Annotated in this window: 18 protein-coding genes; 10 read left to right on the top strand and 8 right to left on the bottom strand. The window is 65.5% G+C overall.

The window, feature by feature from the left end:
• Positions 1-12: 12 nt before the first annotated feature.
• Both FBY31_RS04130 and FBY31_RS04125 read right to left on the bottom strand, forming a co-directional pair.
• A complete protein-coding gene (locus FBY31_RS04130) occupies positions 13-906 on the bottom strand; it encodes a glucose 1-dehydrogenase (protein WP_142037252.1) in 894 nt (297 codons plus the stop codon).
• Between the two features lie 154 nt (positions 907-1,060).
• Positions 1,061-1,570 carry a metallophosphoesterase family protein gene (locus FBY31_RS04125; RefSeq protein WP_200833303.1) on the bottom strand — a complete coding sequence of 170 codons (510 nt, stop codon included), beginning with the start codon at positions 1,568-1,570 and terminating at the stop codon, positions 1,061-1,063.
• Between the two features lie 84 nt (positions 1,571-1,654).
• Between FBY31_RS04125 and FBY31_RS04120 the strand changes: the two genes are divergently transcribed.
• The 4 genes from FBY31_RS04120 (at position 1,655) to FBY31_RS04105 (ending at position 5,312) form a co-directional block, all read left to right on the top strand.
• Positions 1,655-1,846, top strand: a complete 192-nt coding sequence (locus FBY31_RS04120) for a DUF1918 domain-containing protein (RefSeq protein ID WP_142037249.1) — start codon at positions 1,655-1,657, stop codon at positions 1,844-1,846.
• 305 nt (positions 1,847-2,151) lie between these two features.
• The gene (locus tag FBY31_RS04115; protein WP_200833302.1) at positions 2,152-3,060 is read left to right on the top strand and encodes an ABC transporter ATP-binding protein; all 909 of its coding nucleotides are present in this window, start codon (positions 2,152-2,154) and stop codon (positions 3,058-3,060) included.
• Positions 3,060-4,679, top strand: coding sequence for an ABC transporter permease (locus tag FBY31_RS04110; RefSeq protein WP_142037246.1), 1,620 nt, complete (start codon positions 3,060-3,062; stop codon positions 4,677-4,679). Before FBY31_RS04115 ends, FBY31_RS04110 begins: the two co-directional genes overlap by 1 nt.
• Positions 4,680-4,802: 123 nt before the next feature.
• Positions 4,803-5,312, top strand: coding sequence for an NUDIX domain-containing protein (locus tag FBY31_RS04105; protein ID WP_142037243.1), 510 nt, complete (start codon positions 4,803-4,805; stop codon positions 5,310-5,312).
• A 36-nt stretch (positions 5,313-5,348) separates the two neighbouring features.
• Here FBY31_RS04105 and FBY31_RS04100 read toward each other — a convergent pair whose 3' ends face one another.
• Positions 5,349-6,026: an endonuclease/exonuclease/phosphatase family protein gene (locus FBY31_RS04100; RefSeq protein WP_142037240.1), complete on the bottom strand. Its 678-nt coding sequence runs from the start codon at positions 6,024-6,026 to the stop codon at positions 5,349-5,351.
• A gap of 167 nt (positions 6,027-6,193) precedes the next feature.
• Here FBY31_RS04100 and FBY31_RS04095 point away from each other — a divergent pair, with 167 nt between their 5' ends.
• The 3 genes from FBY31_RS04095 to FBY31_RS04085 all read left to right on the top strand — a co-directional run bounded on the left by FBY31_RS04095 (position 6,194) and on the right by FBY31_RS04085 (position 9,344).
• Positions 6,194-6,997, top strand: a complete 804-nt coding sequence (locus FBY31_RS04095) for a thioesterase family protein (RefSeq protein ID WP_142037237.1) — start codon at positions 6,194-6,196, stop codon at positions 6,995-6,997.
• Positions 6,998-7,068: 71 nt separating this feature from the next.
• On the top strand, positions 7,069-7,611 hold the full coding sequence (locus FBY31_RS04090) for a PadR family transcriptional regulator (RefSeq protein ID WP_142037234.1): 543 nt from the start codon (positions 7,069-7,071) through the stop codon (positions 7,609-7,611).
• 5 nt (positions 7,612-7,616) lie between these two features.
• Entirely contained in the window at positions 7,617-9,344 is a 1,728-nt protein-coding gene (locus FBY31_RS04085) for an ABC1 kinase family protein (RefSeq protein WP_200833301.1), read from the top strand.
• Position 9,345: 1 nt separating this feature from the next.
• Here FBY31_RS04085 and FBY31_RS04080 read toward each other — a convergent pair whose 3' ends face one another.
• A complete protein-coding gene (locus tag FBY31_RS04080; protein WP_142037231.1) occupies positions 9,346-9,738 on the bottom strand; it encodes a DUF2177 family protein in 393 nt (130 codons plus the stop codon).
• 16 nt (positions 9,739-9,754) lie between these two features.
• Between FBY31_RS04080 and FBY31_RS04075 the strand changes: the two genes are divergently transcribed.
• The gene (locus FBY31_RS04075) at positions 9,755-10,501 is read left to right on the top strand and encodes a lipoate--protein ligase family protein (protein WP_142045032.1); all 747 of its coding nucleotides are present in this window, start codon (positions 9,755-9,757) and stop codon (positions 10,499-10,501) included.
• A gap of 102 nt (positions 10,502-10,603) precedes the next feature.
• Here FBY31_RS04075 and FBY31_RS04070 read toward each other — a convergent pair whose 3' ends face one another.
• A complete protein-coding gene (locus FBY31_RS04070) occupies positions 10,604-10,861 on the bottom strand; it encodes a mycoredoxin (RefSeq protein WP_142037228.1) in 258 nt (85 codons plus the stop codon).
• 118 nt (positions 10,862-10,979) lie between these two features.
• Here FBY31_RS04070 and FBY31_RS04065 point away from each other — a divergent pair, with 118 nt between their 5' ends.
• Positions 10,980-11,741, top strand: coding sequence for an SOS response-associated peptidase (locus tag FBY31_RS04065; RefSeq protein ID WP_142037225.1), 762 nt, complete (start codon positions 10,980-10,982; stop codon positions 11,739-11,741).
• A gap of 26 nt (positions 11,742-11,767) precedes the next feature.
• On the opposite strand, the gene FBY31_RS04060 is transcribed toward FBY31_RS04065, so the two are convergent.
• Positions 11,768-12,190 (bottom strand): VOC family protein, encoded by a 423-nt coding sequence (locus FBY31_RS04060; protein ID WP_142037222.1) that lies wholly within the window; start codon positions 12,188-12,190, stop codon positions 11,768-11,770.
• 19 nt (positions 12,191-12,209) lie between these two features.
• Here FBY31_RS04060 and FBY31_RS04055 point away from each other — a divergent pair, with 19 nt between their 5' ends.
• A complete protein-coding gene (locus FBY31_RS04055; RefSeq protein WP_142037219.1) occupies positions 12,210-12,530 on the top strand; it encodes a chorismate mutase in 321 nt (106 codons plus the stop codon).
• An 18-nt stretch (positions 12,531-12,548) separates the two neighbouring features.
• On the opposite strand, the gene FBY31_RS04050 is transcribed toward FBY31_RS04055, so the two are convergent.
• Together FBY31_RS04050 and FBY31_RS04045 are read right to left on the bottom strand one after the other, a co-directional pair.
• Entirely contained in the window at positions 12,549-12,938 is a 390-nt protein-coding gene (locus FBY31_RS04050) for a hypothetical protein (RefSeq protein WP_142037216.1), read from the bottom strand.
• A 143-nt stretch (positions 12,939-13,081) separates the two neighbouring features.
• A complete protein-coding gene (locus FBY31_RS04045) occupies positions 13,082-13,969 on the bottom strand; it encodes a hypothetical protein (protein WP_142037213.1) in 888 nt (295 codons plus the stop codon).
• Positions 13,970-14,244: the final 275 nt, after the last annotated feature.

Below are 14,244 nucleotides of genomic sequence, written 5' to 3'. Positions count from 1 at the left end.
CTTTGTCCGGCGCTACGGGGTGGGGCTTCCGCCGTTAACGTTCAGGGTTTCCCCCAGGACATAACTGGACTCCGGCGAGGCCAGGAAAACGTAGGCCGGGGCGAGTTCGGCGGGCTGGCCCGCCCGGCCCAGGGGCGTGGACTGGCCGAACTCCGGCAGTTGCTCCTTTGGTTGGCCACTGCTGACCTGCAGCGGCGTCCAGATGGGCCCGGGCGCAACTGCGTTCACGCGGATGCCCTTGGGCGCGAGCTGCTGGGCCAGGCCCTTGGTGAAGTTGTTGATGCTCGCCTTGGTGGTGGCGTAGTCCAGCAGCGTGGGGGACGGGTTGTACGCCTGGATTGAGGTGGTGTTGATGATGGTGGAACCGGCCGGCATGTGTGGAACCGCGGCCTTGGTGACCCGGAACATTGCGTAGACGTTCGTCTTTTGGGTGTGGTCGAACTGTTCGTCCGTGATCTGGCTGATGTCCTCCTGCGCCACCTGCTTTCCGGCGTTGTTGACCAGGATGTCCACTCCGCCCAGCACGGCCACGGCAGTGTCCACCAAGTCCTGGCAGGCGGCGGGGTCCTTCAGGTCGCCGGGAACCTTGACGGCCTTTCGGCCGGCGGCTTCGATGATGCCGGCGATGCGGGCTGCGTCCTCTTCTTCCTCGGGCAGGTAGGAAAGGACGACGTCGGCCCCCTCGCGGGCGAAAGCAATGGCGGTGGCCGCGCCGATCCCGGAATCGGCCCCTGTGACGATCGCCTTCCGGCCCTCCAAGCGGCCCGTGCCACGGTAGGTTTCCTCGCCGAGATCGGCCTTCGGGGCCAGCTCCGCATCCAGGCCTGGCTCGGGCTGGTGCTGCTCCGGCGGCGAGATCTTTTCGTAGGCGGTGACGGGATTACGGAAGGTGTACTGGTCAGTCATGGTGGTCCTCCTGGCGGGTAGGGGTGGAACACTAAAAGCTAAGTATGCTTACCGTTCCAGCCTAGGCAATCAGGCGGGCACTGCCAACCCGGATTCGGTTTCGATCAGTGCGGATCTGGTTCAGCTTTCGCCGCCGCTCAGTCTTTGGCGGCGTCTACTTGTCCCGGTGGACTTCTACCAGCCGGACCTCCCTCAGGACGCCGGCGTCCGCCACGGCCGTCATGTAGGTGCAGGCAGGCTGGCGGCGCCGGTCGGTAGGGGAGCCGGGGTTCAGCAGCCGCAGTCCCCGGGGGGAGACCGAGTCCCACGGGATGTGGCTGTGCCCGAAAACCAGCACGTCGGCAGCAGGGTAGAGCTGCTCGCACCGCGCCTCCCGGCCTTTGGCCTGACCGGTTTCGTGAACCATCGCAAACCGGACGTCGTCCAGCGTGACTGCTGCTGTTTCCGGCAGCCGGGCCCGCAGGTCGGGGCCGTCGTTGTTTCCGTAGACGCCCACCAGGGAGCGGCTGCGCTGCTCGAGCAGGTCCAGCAGATCGGCCGTCACCCAGTCCCCGGCGTGGAAGACCGCATCGGCGTTTTCGACGGCGGCCCACACCTGCGCAGGCAGTGCTTTGGCGCGCTTGGGGACGTGGGTATCGGCGAGCAGCAAAATGTTCAGCGGCATGGTGGAATCCTGCCATGCCGGCTTTGTCCCCGCCCCTTTCCGGTCCGCGCCGGGAGTCGTAACCTAGGGCTGGAGGTGATTGCCATGGAGGCAACACAAGGCGACCGGATCATCGTGCATGGCAGGAACGTCGGGTCCACTGACCGGCATGGCGTGATTCTTGAGGTCCGCGGCCAGGGTGGAGCGCCGCCCTACCTTGTCCGCTTTGACGACGGGCACGAAACCATCATGTACCCCGGCGGTGATTTCGCCGTCGAGCACGGCAACGGGCACTAGGGCGGGTTTGGAGCCCGGACTGCAGGGGAGTTGAGGCGTCCAGCGCACGCCTGGCGCAGTTCCGGCTCAGCTGGCGTTCACGACGGCCGGTCAGGGTTCTGCATGGCCATGCCCCTACGCGGTGGCTCCCTGTTGCCTCCTGCCAATACCTCGCGTGAAGGGGCTCTTCCCTCGCAGGTCGGAGCGGACGTAGGCTGTGCATTGGAGAGCCGGGAAGCCTGGTCGGCCCGCGGGAGGTTGTGCCCGCGGAACGCCGTGGCAGCCGCCTCGGTGGTTGTTGCTGGACCGAGGGAACGGGACCCGCCATGACTTCACCATCAGATCTGATCATTGACGCCGCACAGCTCGGAAAGAATTTCGGCAGGACGCGTGCCTTGGACGGACTTGACCTGCGCGTGTGTCCCGGCGAGGTCCATGGGTTCCTCGGCCCCAACGGCGCCGGTAAATCAACAACCTTGCGGGTGCTCCTCGGGCTCATCCGCCCGTCATCGGGTACGGCGCGCGTGTTCGGGTTGGATCCGTGGCAGGACCCGGTCCGCGCCCACCGGGAAGTTGCTTATGTTCCCGGGGATGTGAGCTTGTGGCCGAACCTGTCCGGCGGCGAGGTCATAGACCTGCTCACCGGTCTGCGCGGCGGACCCGATGAGCGGCTTCGCCGGAACCTGATCGACGAGTTTGAGTTGGATCCGCGGCGCAAAGCGCGGACGTATTCCAAAGGCAACCGTCAGAAGGTGGCACTGATCGCAGCGTTCGCCCGCCCGGCGCGGCTGTATCTGCTCGATGAGCCCAGTGCAGGCCTGGACCCGGTGATGGATTCGGTCTTCCGCCGGCAGGTTCAGCGCGTCAGCGCAGACGGTGCCACAGTGCTGCTCTCCAGCCACATCCTTAGCGAAGTCGAACAGCTCTGCGGCAGGGTAACGATCATCCGTTCCGGCCGGGCCGTGGAATCGGGAACCTTGACGGAGCTGCGTCATCTGAAACTCACCCATTTCAGGGTCGAGGCCGCTGATGCTGCCCTGCTGTCCGCCCTGCCGGGGGTACAGGGCACCACAACCGCCCGGGGCGTTGTCGAGTTTGACGTGGACCCCGCGGACCTGGCACCGGTACTGGAAGCCGTAGCGGCCGCCGGGATTCGTGGATTGACTGTGTCGCCGCCGTCGCTGGAGTCTTTGTTCTTGAGCCATTACAGTGACGCCACCAGCGAGGTGCGCTGATGTCCGGCCTCATGGGCCTGGTCCTTGCCCAGGCACGACGGGAACGCGTGCTGCTGCCCGTCTGGATCCTGGGCATCGCCTTTCTGGGGTACGCCGTGGCCAATGCGGTGGCCACCGAATTCGCGGCCGAGGCAGCGCGTGTGGCGATCATTAATGTGGCCGCCGTGAGCCCGGCGTTCCTGTTCGTCCGCGGCCTCCCGGACGGAACCGGCGTTGGAGCGGTGGTGTTCTTCCAGGGCTACGCTTTTACGGCTGTTCTCGCCGGACTGATGAGCACGTTCCTGGTCATCCGTCATACACGCAGCGATGAGGAGCTCGGACGAGCGGAACTGGTTGGCTCGGCCCCCGTGCCTCGTGCTGCGCCCCTGGCAGCAACCCTGATTCTGGGCGGCGCTGCTAATTTTGTGCTGGCCCTGGGTGTGGCTGCCGGTTTCGCTGCTGCCGGGCTGCCCGGGGGCGGCGCGCTGATGGCGGGAGCTGCCGTCGGTGCCGTCGGGGCTTTTTTCGTCGCCATCGCAGCCGCCGTGGCGCAGGTGATGCCGTCGGGGCGGGCGGCCAACGGTGCAGCCGCCGGCCTGGTCGGGGCCGCATATTTTGTGCGTGGCATCGGCGACGCCTTTGGTACGCCGAACTCCGATCTGAGCCAGGTCACCAGCGGGTGGGTTTCGCTGCTCTCGCCTCTTGGGTGGGGCCAACGCTCGCGTCCGTTCTCGGTCGCAGATCCCGTGCCTTTGCTGGCACTGGTTGCCGGCGCCGCCGTGCTGGCGGTAGCCGTAGTGATGCTCAGGAGCCGTAGGGATCTTGGCGAGAGTCTTTTGCCTGAACGTGCGGGCCGGGAGCGTGCGGTCGCCGGCGGTGCCTCGTTCCTGGGCTTGGCGTGGCGCCAACAGCGGCCCATCCTGTTGGGCTGGTGCGTTGCTGCAGGTCTGCTGGGAGGGATCGCCGGAGGGCTCGGACCCGTCGTCAGCGGTGTGATTGGCGGCAATGACTCACTGCGGGAGCTGATCAGTCGGCTTGTCCCGGGCGGCCGGGCGGAGACCGCCGATCTGTTCACCGCCGCCTTGTTGGGTATCGCCGGTGTCCTGGCGGCGGCCGCCGGTATCCAGGCGGTACTGCGGCTCCGCGCAGAGGAAGTCGAAGGCCGGGCCGAAATCCTCCTGGCCACGCCCCGCTCCCGGACACGGTGGCTTGGCGCGAACCTGGTCCTGGCAGCGGCGTCGGTGGCGGTGGTGGCCGTCGTCGCCGGGACCGCAGCCTCCATCGGCCTTGCCCTCTCCGGCGTGGAGTACGACCCGCCCGGCCTGCTGATCGGGGCTGCGATGGCGCACGTCCCGGCCGCCGCCGTGTTCGTCACCTCAACGGCGGTCCTTTTCGCAGCGGTGCCCAGGTTGAGTATTCCGCTGGCGTGGGGCATGCTGGCTGGCGGGCTGGTCCTGGGTCAATTCGGTGAACTGCTCCGCCTGCCTGCCTGGCTGCAGGACCTCAGCCCATTCCGGCACTCCGCCGCGATGCCGGTCGAACCGTTCGACCCCGCAGGTGCCCTGGCCCTGACCACCATTGCCCTCTTCGGCGCCGGGATCGCCGCCCAGCTGCTCCGGCGCCGCGGCCTTACCCCCTGACCCGGAGCAGCCGGCCAGGCCCGCGCGGAACGTTCCTCTGCGGACATTGCCCGGCGTCACGGTTACAGTCATGGGCCTCCCGGCTGTGTGCACCCCGCATGGCACACCTGTCAGACTGGAGCGATGGATCACTCACTCGCCTCCGCCGCGTCCTCCACTCCGCCCGTCCGCACGGGTCCACGCGATCCGGGTGACGCCTGGGTTGAGGGGGACCGCGGCCGGTTCTGGGGCCGGTTTGGTGCGGCCGGTGTCCTCGCTTACGATCCCGCCAAGGGTGTGCTGCTGCAGCACCGGGCCGTCTGGAGCCATAACGGCGGGACCTGGGGCCTGCCCGGCGGGGCGCTGCATGAGGGCGAGGACGCCGTGGCGGGCGCGTTGCGCGAAGCCTGGGAAGAGGCCGCCGTGCCGTCCGGAAACGTCGAGGTACTTTTCACCTCCGTGCAGGACGTGGGCTACTGGTCCTACACCACTGTGGTGGTGCTGGTGACGGAGCCGTTCGAGCCCGTGATCAGCGACCCCGAGAGCATTGAATTGCTGTGGACAGCGCCGGCGGACGTGGAAAAGAAGGAACTGCACCCGGGTTTCGCGGCTGCCTGGCCCGACCTGCGGGAACGGATTGGCACCTCGGCGTAGCTTTCGTTTTACGCGCAGGTTCCGATCCAGTCCGGCTCAGTAGTCCGGGCCGTATTCCGCGTGCACCAGGATTGGCAGGTGGTCGGAGTTGCCGCGGGGCAGCGTCTCAACACTCGCAATGTCCAGGCCCAGTGACGTGGCGAAGTCGAAGTGGCCCTTGAAGACCTTGTAGCGGGTATAGGTCCGCCGGTTGCTGAGGGAGAGTGCGTAGCCCGAGTTCTTCATGTGGATGTGCAGGTTCTTGGTGAAGAACGGGTAGTTGAAGTCGCCCACCATCAGCGTCATGAGGCCTTGGCCCATGCTGAGCAGCTCCGCGTGGGCGGCGTGGATCTGCTTGCGGCGCAGGGAGTTTGAGGCCGTGAGGGGCGCCGCATGGAAGGAGCCGATCACCAGTTCATGCTGCGTCTCGTTGTCCACCACCCGCGTCCCGATGAGCCGCTCGTGGGCCGGAGCCAGGACCCTGTCGTGCATCGACTTCTTGAGTGCGAAGGACTGGGTGTCCAGCGCCGTGAAACGGCTGGTGCGGTAGTAGATGGCCAGCCCAAGCCGGTTTCCCTTGGTGGCGTCCGCAAGGTGGAGCGGGCCCAGGGTCTCGGGGAGGTCGCTGGCGTCCACCTCCTGGAGGCAGAGCGCATCAATGTCGTGGTTCCTTGCCAGGGCAAGGAGTTCACCGCTCGCTTTGTGCTTGCGGAGGTTGTAACTGATGACGCGCATGGAACACCTCTTCCGAGGGTTGCTGACAGGACCGTTCAAGAGTCTAGTCCGATGACAGCCCGCCAGGCTCAACATTTCGCCGCGTCCTCAAACAACCCATGCCGGTTGCCTGCCGGCGCAGCGATAGAGTTAGTGCGAATTCACTGAAATTTCCGGGAGGGCCACCGTTGACCGCTGATCTGCCTGAACTGGCCGAGGGAAACCATTACTACCAGTCCCTGGGTGACGGACGCTTCCGTTCCACGATCCATGCCCAGGGTGCCTGGAACGTCCACGAGCAGCACATGGCGCCCGCGTCGGGCCTGATGGCGGACTGCCTGGAGCGGCACCAGCCGCGGACAGGGTTGCGCCTGGCAAGGTTGAGCTACGAGATCCTGGGCTTGATTCCCGGCGGTGAATTCCACATCGAAACCACCACACTGCGGCCGGGCAAAACCATCGAACTGCTGCAGGCGGAACTGATTGCCGGCGGCCGGACGGCCATCCGGGCCACGGCCTGGCGGATGATCACCAGTGATACTTCCCTCGTGGCGGCCGTTGAGGACACTGCTATTCCCGGCCCGGACGAATGCAAGCCCTACGACGGCGCATCCGTATGGCCCGGCGGTTACATCCGCTCCCTTGAAATGCGCGTGGCGGAAGGGCACCGGCCCGGGGCCGGCAAAGTATGGCTGCGCACAGACCACCCCCTCACGGACAGGGCAGACAGCGGCGACCTCGCCCGCCTGATGGGGCTCGTGGACACCGCCAACGGCATCGCCGCGCGGGTGCCGCCGGGCAAGGACAGCTACGCCTTTCCCAACCTTGACCTCCAGATCCACATGTACCGCCGCCCCGAAGGGGAGTGGCTGGGGCTGGACAATGCAGTCTCCTTTGGCCGGGACGGGATTGGCCTTACCTCGACAGTCCTGCACGATCTGCAGGGCCCTTTCGGGCGCGCAGAACAGATCCTGACGCTCCGCAAAAGCTGACCCTGCAAGCCGTCACGGATGTATCGTTAAGTGTCGTTGTATATCGTTGGCGATTTACAGAGGAGACCAGTGTGCGTGATTCCTACCCGGCAGGCGGCTTCGGCGGAAACAGTATCGATGGCATCTGGCAGGCCGTCGAGGAGCTCCGTTCACGGTTCGAGAAGCGTGGGGGAACGCGCGCCGGCAAGGGCGAAGTGCGGGCGGCCGTGCTGGCCCTGCTCGGGGAGCGTCCCATGCATGGCTACCAGATCATTCGTGAGATCGAGGAGCGCAGCGGCGGCAGCTGGAAACCGAGCGCCGGCTCCGTCTACCCCACCCTGCAGCTCCTGGCCGACGAGGGGGTCATCAGCGCAGAGGAGTCCAATGGCCGCAAGATCTACTCACTGACCGAAGCGGGCCGTGAGGAGGTTTCAGACGGGCGCGGGTCCGCGCCGTGGGGCGTTGCAGGCCCGGCAGCCGGCGCCGGTTTTGGCTCCCTGCCCAAGGCCGGAATTGAGCTGGCGCAGGCTGCAGCGCAGGTTGGCCGCACGGGCTCACCTGACCAGGTGCAGCAGGCCGTGACGGTACTCGAAGAGGCCCGCCGCCGGATTTACGCCATCCTCGCCCAAGGCTGACCCGGGTGGCTTCAGTCCGCCTCCGCCGGGCAGATCAGGTGACCGGTTCCGGAGACGCCGGCGCCGGAAACATCCGTGCCCGGTACCGCCGCATCCTCCGCTTCGCGGCCTGGAACCTCGCGGTGACCTGGTGGTTCGAGCTGCTCCTCCCGCGGATCGGGTTTGCGTTCGTGGCCGAACGGACGCGCCCTGCCCGGATGCAGCGCTTTGCCCGGCGCTTCCACGTGCTCGCCGTGGACCTGGGCGGCCTGATGATCAAGGTGGGCCAGTTCCTCTCGTCCAGGCTTGACGTACTTCCCCCGGAAATCACCACCGAGCTTGCGGGCCTGCAGGATGAGGTGCCCCCGGTCCCGTTTCAGGCCATCCGGGTCCTTGCGGAGAAGGAACTGGGGGTTCCGCTCGAGCGTGCTTTCGCCTGGGTGGAGGAGACCACCATCGCCGCAGCCTCGCTGGGGCAGGCGCACCGTGCACGGCTCCTTCCGGCTGATGCTGCCGAAACCGGGTTGAAGGATGTGGTGCTCAAGGTGCAGCGTCCGGGCATCGACGCAATTGTCGACGTCGACCTCGCGGCGTTGCGCAAGGTGGGCGGCTGGCTGAGCCATTTCCGCGTGATCTCCAACCGCGCCGACATCCCTGCCCTGGTAACGGAATTCGCCCAGACCAGCTTCGAAGAAATCGACTACCTGCACGAGGCTGCCAACTCCGAGCGTTTCGCCGTTGAGTTCGCCGACGACGGCCGGGTGGCAGTGCCCCGCGTCGCCTGGGAGCGGTGCACCCGCCGCGTGCTGACCCTCGAGGACGTCACGGCGATCAAAATCACGGACGTTGAAGCGCTCAGGGCGGCAGGTATCGATCCGGCCCTGGTGGCGCCGTTGTTTGCGTCCGTGATGTTCGACCAACTGTTTACCAACGGCTTTTTCCATGCCGACCCGCACCCCGGCAATATCTTCGTCACCTCGGCTCCTGCCGGCGTCGGGGAACACCCATGGAAACTGACGTTCATCGACTTCGGCATGATGGGTGAAGTTCCCGCCTCGACGCGCAGCGGCCTGCGCAAGCTCCTGATCGCCGCCGCCGCGCGCGATGGCAAAGGACTGGTGGCGGCTATCCGCGATGTGGGCGTCCTGATGCCGTCGGCGGACGTTCCCGGGCTTGAGCGGGCCATGACCCAGCTGTTTGGCCGCTTCGGCGGCATGGGTTTCGCCGAGCTCCGCGAGGTGGATCCGCGCGAGTTCCGTGACTTCGCGGTGGAATTCGGCGACGTGGTCCGCTCCCTGCCGTTCCAGCTGCCCGAGAACTTCCTGCTGATCATCCGTGCGATGTCGCTGACCTCGGGGGTGTGCAGTTCCCTGGACCCCCGGTTCAATCTGTGGGACTCGGTGGAACCCTACGCCGCACAGCTGCTCCGGAACGAACGCGGCAACATCGTGCAGGACGCGGCGCAGCAGGCGCTTGAGGCAGCGGGACTTGCGCTCCGCCTGCCCAAGCGCCTGGACGGCCTCATCACCCGCATGGAGGAAGGCAACCTCACCGTTGCCATCCCGCGGCTTGAGCGGCAGGTTGCCAGGCTCCACCGCTCGGCGCGGCCTACGGCGTCCGCCCTGGTATTCGGCGCACTGTTGATTGCCGGGGCTGTGGTGCGTGCTGACGACTCGGCGCTGGGCAGCTCGCTCATGCTCGCGTCCTTAGTCCCGCTGCTGCACGGCCTGTGGGTGGGGCGGCGCGGCCTTTAGGTCAGCCCCGTCCCTGGAAGACGAGCCACCCCACGAGCGTGGAAAGCCCGGTCAGTGCGGCGCCCCAGAGCATGTCCACCACAATCAGCTGCAGCGGCCACACTTTGAGGGTGGCGGCGTTGGTCAGGTCGTAGGTGGCATAAGCGAACGCGCCCAGCGCGGCCCCGTAGCCCAACGCTGTGAGCGAGCTGCCGCCGTCGAGCGCGGGGCGGAGGGCAAAAAACACAATCCCGGCGATGTAAATGAGGTAGAAGGCCACGGCGTAACCTAAGTTTGGCCTGTCCGCCAGCAACTCGCCGATATGGCTCCGGTAAAACGGATTCATCAGCTTGAGCCAGATGGCATCAATCACTGCGAATGCGGCCGCAACAACAAGGAATTGCAAGATGACCATAGGGGAGCTTAGCAACATGCATCATGCCGATCCGGGAACCCGCACGCTGACAGTGGTGCGGCAGGAGGTTTCGCTCGGCGCCGGGCGGGACCTGGAATTTGGCCTGGAGCTCCTGGCCAAGGCAAGGACCGGCGGGATCGGCCCCACGCTTCGCCTGTACCGGCCGGCCCCCACCGTGGCGTTCGGCCAGCGGGACACCCGGCTGCCGGGCTTTGAAGCAGCAGAGCAGGCCTGCCGCGACAACGGCTTTGAGCCGCTGGTCCGCCGCGCGGGCGGCCGGGCCGCCGCCTACCATCAGGGGACCCTGGTGGTGGACCACATCGAACCGGACGCGGACGCGATCGCCGGATCAAAAAGCCGGTTCGGGTACTTCGGCGGGCTGTTCGCCGAAGCCCTGCGCGGTGTTGGGGTGCACGCAGCGGTCGGGGAGATCCCCGGCGAGTACTGCCCCGGGGAATTCAGCGTGCACGGCAACGAACAGGGCGGATCCCGCCGGGTCAAGCTCGTAGGCACCGCCCAGCGCGTAGTGGCCGGCGGCTGGCTGTTCAGTTCCGTCATCGTGGTGGAAAACTCCGCGCCCATCCGCAAGGTCCTCACCGACACCTATGCTGCCCTCGGCCTGGACTGGGACCCCGCCACGGCCGGGGCAGTGAACGACCTTGTACCCGGCGTGGACGTCGCAGCGGTGGAGGAGGCCCTGCTGGCAACGTACGCCGGCCACGCCACCCTCGGGACTGCACCCTTCAGCAGCCTGGGGGCATAAGCGAGAAAAACGGGACCAACACCAGGTTGGTCCCGTTTTTTGCCTGCCAGCCGTTTTGGCTGAGTGGCCGTGGCTGAAGTGCCGTTTTGGGTGGCTTGCCGCCTAAGCTGCGAGGCGGGTCTTGACCTCGGCAGCGGACGGGTTGGTGGCAGCGGTGCCGTCCGGGAAGAGCACGGTGGGCACTGTGCGGTTGCCGCCGTTAAGCTGCTCCACGAGTTCGGCGGTGCCTTCCACGTCCTCGATGTTGATCTCGTTGTAGCCGATGCCCTGCGCGTCCAGCTGCTTCTTCAACCGGTTGCAGTAGCCGCACCACGTGGTCGAAAACATGGTAATGGTGCCGGATTCGGGAGTGAAGTCCATAAGTTCTCCTATGAGTGGTCCAGGGGTTCCTTCCTTTCAACGGTAGCGTGCAGGCCGGTATTCCCCGGCCCTCCGCCCTTCACATGACAGCTCATGCGGGCGGTGGCATGCTGGAGCCATGTGTGGACGTTATGTGATGGCACGTGCTGTGGGGGACCTCCTGGCCGAGTTCGACGCCGGGCTCGAGGAGGAGGCGGACGTCCCGCCGTCCTGGAATGTTGCGCCAACGGATGACGTACCCATCGTCCTGGAGCGGCTGATTGATGACGAAAAGGCGCCCAGGCAGGTGCGCCAGCTTCACGTGGCGCGGTGGGGACTGGTGCCTTCCTGGGCCAAGGACCCCGGCATCGGTTCGCGGATGATCAACGCCCGGAGCGAATCGGTGCTGGAAAAACCGGCCTTCCGCAAGGCAGTGCAGTCACGCCGGTGCGCCGTCCCGGCGGACGGCTACTACGAATGGAAACAGGGGCCAGGGAAATCGAAGCAGCCCTACTATGTGCACCCGGGGGAGGGCCACGGCCTGGTTTTTGCGGGGCTCTATGAATGGTGGAAGGACCCGGCCTGGCCGGCTGGGGAGCCGGGCGGCTGGATGCTTTCCACGTCCATCCTGACAACCGACACGCCGCCGCCCGGGACCGAAGACAGTGTCTTCGGCAAGCTGACGGCGCTGCACGACCGGGTTCCGCTGCCGATGGACAAGTCCACCATGGAAGCGTGGCTGGACCCGCAGGCCGACGACGCGGCCGCCCTGGTGGACCTGGTCCGGTCCGGGGTCAAGGACGTGGCGTCGGACTGGCATGTCGATTCAGTGGGCAAGGACGTGGGCAATGTGCGCAACAACGGGCCGGAGCTGATCCGGCCGGTGGAGGCCCTTTTCTAGAAGTCCACGCCCGGGCGGGACGCGACCTAAACGGTGACCGTGCCGCCGTCGTCCACTGTCCAGGTGGGGTTGTAGGCCACCTCCCAGCGGAAGCCGTCCGGGTCCGCGAAGTAGCCGCTGTACCCGCCCCAGGGCTGGGTGATGGGTTCGGCAATGATCTCGGCGCCGGCCGCGGCGGCCTCCGCCATGACCCTGTCCACGTCCTCGGTGCCCGGAAGGTTGTGGCTGAGCGTGATGCGGGGGACAGGACCGGGAGCGCTGACACCGGCATCGGCCTGCATTTGGCGGACATCCCAGAGGGACAGCACCAGGCCATGGTTCACCTGGATAAACACCACATCCCCCGGAACCTCGCGGTGGACCGGCCAGCCAAGGCCGTCAACGTAGAACGCGCGGGACGCCGGCACGCTGCGGACGCCTAGTGAAATGAAGTCGACTCTGGGCTGCATGGTTCGATACTGTCAGAGGATGGCGACAATACAAGGAAACGATAGAGATGCTTTGGCCGACAAGGAACAGCTCGCTGCCGTCCGGATCGCCGTTGATGAGGTGGATGACCAGATTGTCACCCTGATCGCGCGCCGCGAGCGGCTGATCCGGATCGCCGGAACCCTGAAGGGTGACGACGCCGAGGTCCGTGCCCCGGGCCGCGTGGAGCGGATTATCGAACACGTCCGTTCCGCAGCCGAGAAGAAGGACATCGACCCGGACATCGTCGAGTCCACCTACCGGGCCATGATCTCCGGTTTCATTGAACTCGAACTCCGGGTCCACAAAGAAAACAGCTGAGCCGCGCCGGCCCAGCTGTTACAGGTTCTCCTCGACGGGAACACCGGACTGGAATTCCCGGCCGTCAGCCTCGCTGAAGCCGGTCATTACGTGCCCCTGGTCCAGGCCGTAAATGGCGGTGCGCGGAAACTGCCCGGTGATCCTGCTCTCCGAGTGGGTTACCCCGGCAAGGTCATAGTTTTCTTCCAGTCCTTGTTCCCGGTTGAACGAGTAGAACGCAATGGCCTCCCCGTTCATGAATTCAATGCACAGCCGCCGTTGCGTTGAATAATCCGGAGTGGCGCCCACCAGCCCCACTACATATGCGCCCGACCCCGGAATGGCTCCGTCGATATCGAACGTTGCCACCAAGGTGGAGTCCTGGGCCTGAATCGTTGCCTGCTTGAGGAGTGCGTCATCGGTACTCATGGCACAATCCTGCTCCCTGCCGTTCGGTCCGTCCACCCCCGGTTGCGGAAAGCTCAGTTTGGAAAGCGCAGGAAGCCGGAGGGACTTCCGTGTCCCTCCGGCTTCCTGCACATCATTGATGGGCGCAGTGGTTCAGAGGCCCGCTAGCCGCAAGTGACGTCCACGAAATAGGTGTGGTCGCCTTCAGTGTGGTCGGCAACCGTCACGCTGACCTGTGCCCAGCCCCGGTTTCCGTTGACTGCCTTGCCTGCAGGAGGCTGAACGGAAACAATGGTGCAGCCCGGCTGGCTGTTGACGCGGATACCATGGGTTCCCTGTTCGGCTGCCTCAAAGTGCGCCTCGTGGAAGGCCAGTACTGCTGGGTTCCATTCGGAGTACTTGATGTTGCCGGCGCCGTTGGTGTCCGTCCAGTGCGCGGCATAGCCGTCCATGGCCACGCCGTTCTTCCAGAAGCGCACATCAATTTCGACAATCAGGTCGTTGCGGACCTTGAAGTTGTCGGTCTTGCTGTAGCGGGGAACGAAGCAGTTCTTATTGCCCGGTGCAGTACAGTCCAGCAGGTTGGTGGGGGACACCCACACCTTGTAGACGCCGCCGTTGTTGGGGGTGTCGTTGTAGGGGAAGAGCTGGACGGTGATGCCCTTGTCTTCACCGTCGGTTCCGGTGGCGTGGGCACAGCCTCCTGAAGGAGCTACGTCTGTGATGACGCCACTGGCATCAACCGTGAACTGCCGGCACGCCACCGGGTCGGTCGAGAGCAGAGTCTTCCCGGAGGGGTCTGTCACTTGGTAGGAGTAGGTTCCCGCCGGAAGACCCGCGGCATCGTCGGGGGCGTTGATGCCGGGACCGCCGTTGAGATAAACGTCCTCCTTGGAGTCGTAGATGTTGAGGTTGACGGGCACACCGCTGCCATCGGTGGTGAAGATGGCTCCTGATAGAGGGGTGTTTGTGGGCGCAGCAGTGGCAGGGCTTCCGAGCATCGCCATCGAAGCGAGAAGGATGCTGCCTGGGATAACAAGCTTTTTGTACATTGTTTTACCTCGGATCTCTGAGTCCCAATGAACTCTGACGCGCAGTCAGCGCGGATCCCAAAGCAAGAGGCGCGCTGTGAAAGACCCGGTTAAGGGCCTATCGTCGGCTGCACCTCAGATGGCTGAAAGCTTAGGATCCTGCTTGCCTGTGCCGCAATGGGTTTCAGCCCCAAACCTGTTCTGCAAGCTGCCCCTAACCCCCCTTCTATGCTTTGGCTGCGGCCCGGCGTAGACTGGTACTGTTCGAACAGATATTCGAATAAGGTCTTTTTTAC

Origin of the sequence: Arthrobacter sp. SLBN-100 (genome assembly GCF_006715305.1) — a bacterium.
Lineage (GTDB): Bacteria > Actinomycetota > Actinomycetes > Actinomycetales > Micrococcaceae > Arthrobacter.
Note: the sequence above shows the minus strand (reverse complement) of the source record. Positions and strands in the feature narration are given on the sequence as shown.

Coding starts and splice junctions, on each gene's coding strand:
- FBY31_RS04075 (WP_142045032.1), top strand. CDS start 9,755: ATGCATCATGCCGATCCGGGAACCCGCACGCTGACAGTGGTGCGGCAG.
- FBY31_RS04115 (WP_200833302.1), top strand. CDS start 2,152: ATGACTTCACCATCAGATCTGATCATTGACGCCGCACAGCTCGGAAAG.
- FBY31_RS04080 (WP_142037231.1), bottom strand. CDS start 9,738: ATGGTCATCTTGCAATTCCTTGTTGTTGCGGCCGCATTCGCAGTGATT.
- FBY31_RS04060 (WP_142037222.1), bottom strand. CDS start 12,190: ATGCAGCCCAGAGTCGACTTCATTTCACTAGGCGTCCGCAGCGTGCCG.
- FBY31_RS04100 (WP_142037240.1), bottom strand. CDS start 6,026: ATGCGCGTCATCAGTTACAACCTCCGCAAGCACAAAGCGAGCGGTGAA.
- FBY31_RS04055 (WP_142037219.1), top strand. CDS start 12,210: ATGGCGACAATACAAGGAAACGATAGAGATGCTTTGGCCGACAAGGAA.
- FBY31_RS04045 (WP_142037213.1), bottom strand. CDS start 13,969: ATGTACAAAAAGCTTGTTATCCCAGGCAGCATCCTTCTCGCTTCGATG.
- FBY31_RS04065 (WP_142037225.1), top strand. CDS start 10,980: ATGTGTGGACGTTATGTGATGGCACGTGCTGTGGGGGACCTCCTGGCC.
- FBY31_RS04125 (WP_200833303.1), bottom strand. CDS start 1,570: ATGCCGCTGAACATTTTGCTGCTCGCCGATACCCACGTCCCCAAGCGC.
- FBY31_RS04130 (WP_142037252.1), bottom strand. CDS start 906: ATGACTGACCAGTACACCTTCCGTAATCCCGTCACCGCCTACGAAAAG.
- FBY31_RS04110 (WP_142037246.1), top strand. CDS start 3,060: ATGTCCGGCCTCATGGGCCTGGTCCTTGCCCAGGCACGACGGGAACGC.
- FBY31_RS04070 (WP_142037228.1), bottom strand. CDS start 10,861: ATGGACTTCACTCCCGAATCCGGCACCATTACCATGTTTTCGACCACG.
- FBY31_RS04105 (WP_142037243.1), top strand. CDS start 4,803: ATGGATCACTCACTCGCCTCCGCCGCGTCCTCCACTCCGCCCGTCCGC.
- FBY31_RS04120 (WP_142037249.1), top strand. CDS start 1,655: ATGGAGGCAACACAAGGCGACCGGATCATCGTGCATGGCAGGAACGTC.
- FBY31_RS04050 (WP_142037216.1), bottom strand. CDS start 12,938: ATGAGTACCGATGACGCACTCCTCAAGCAGGCAACGATTCAGGCCCAG.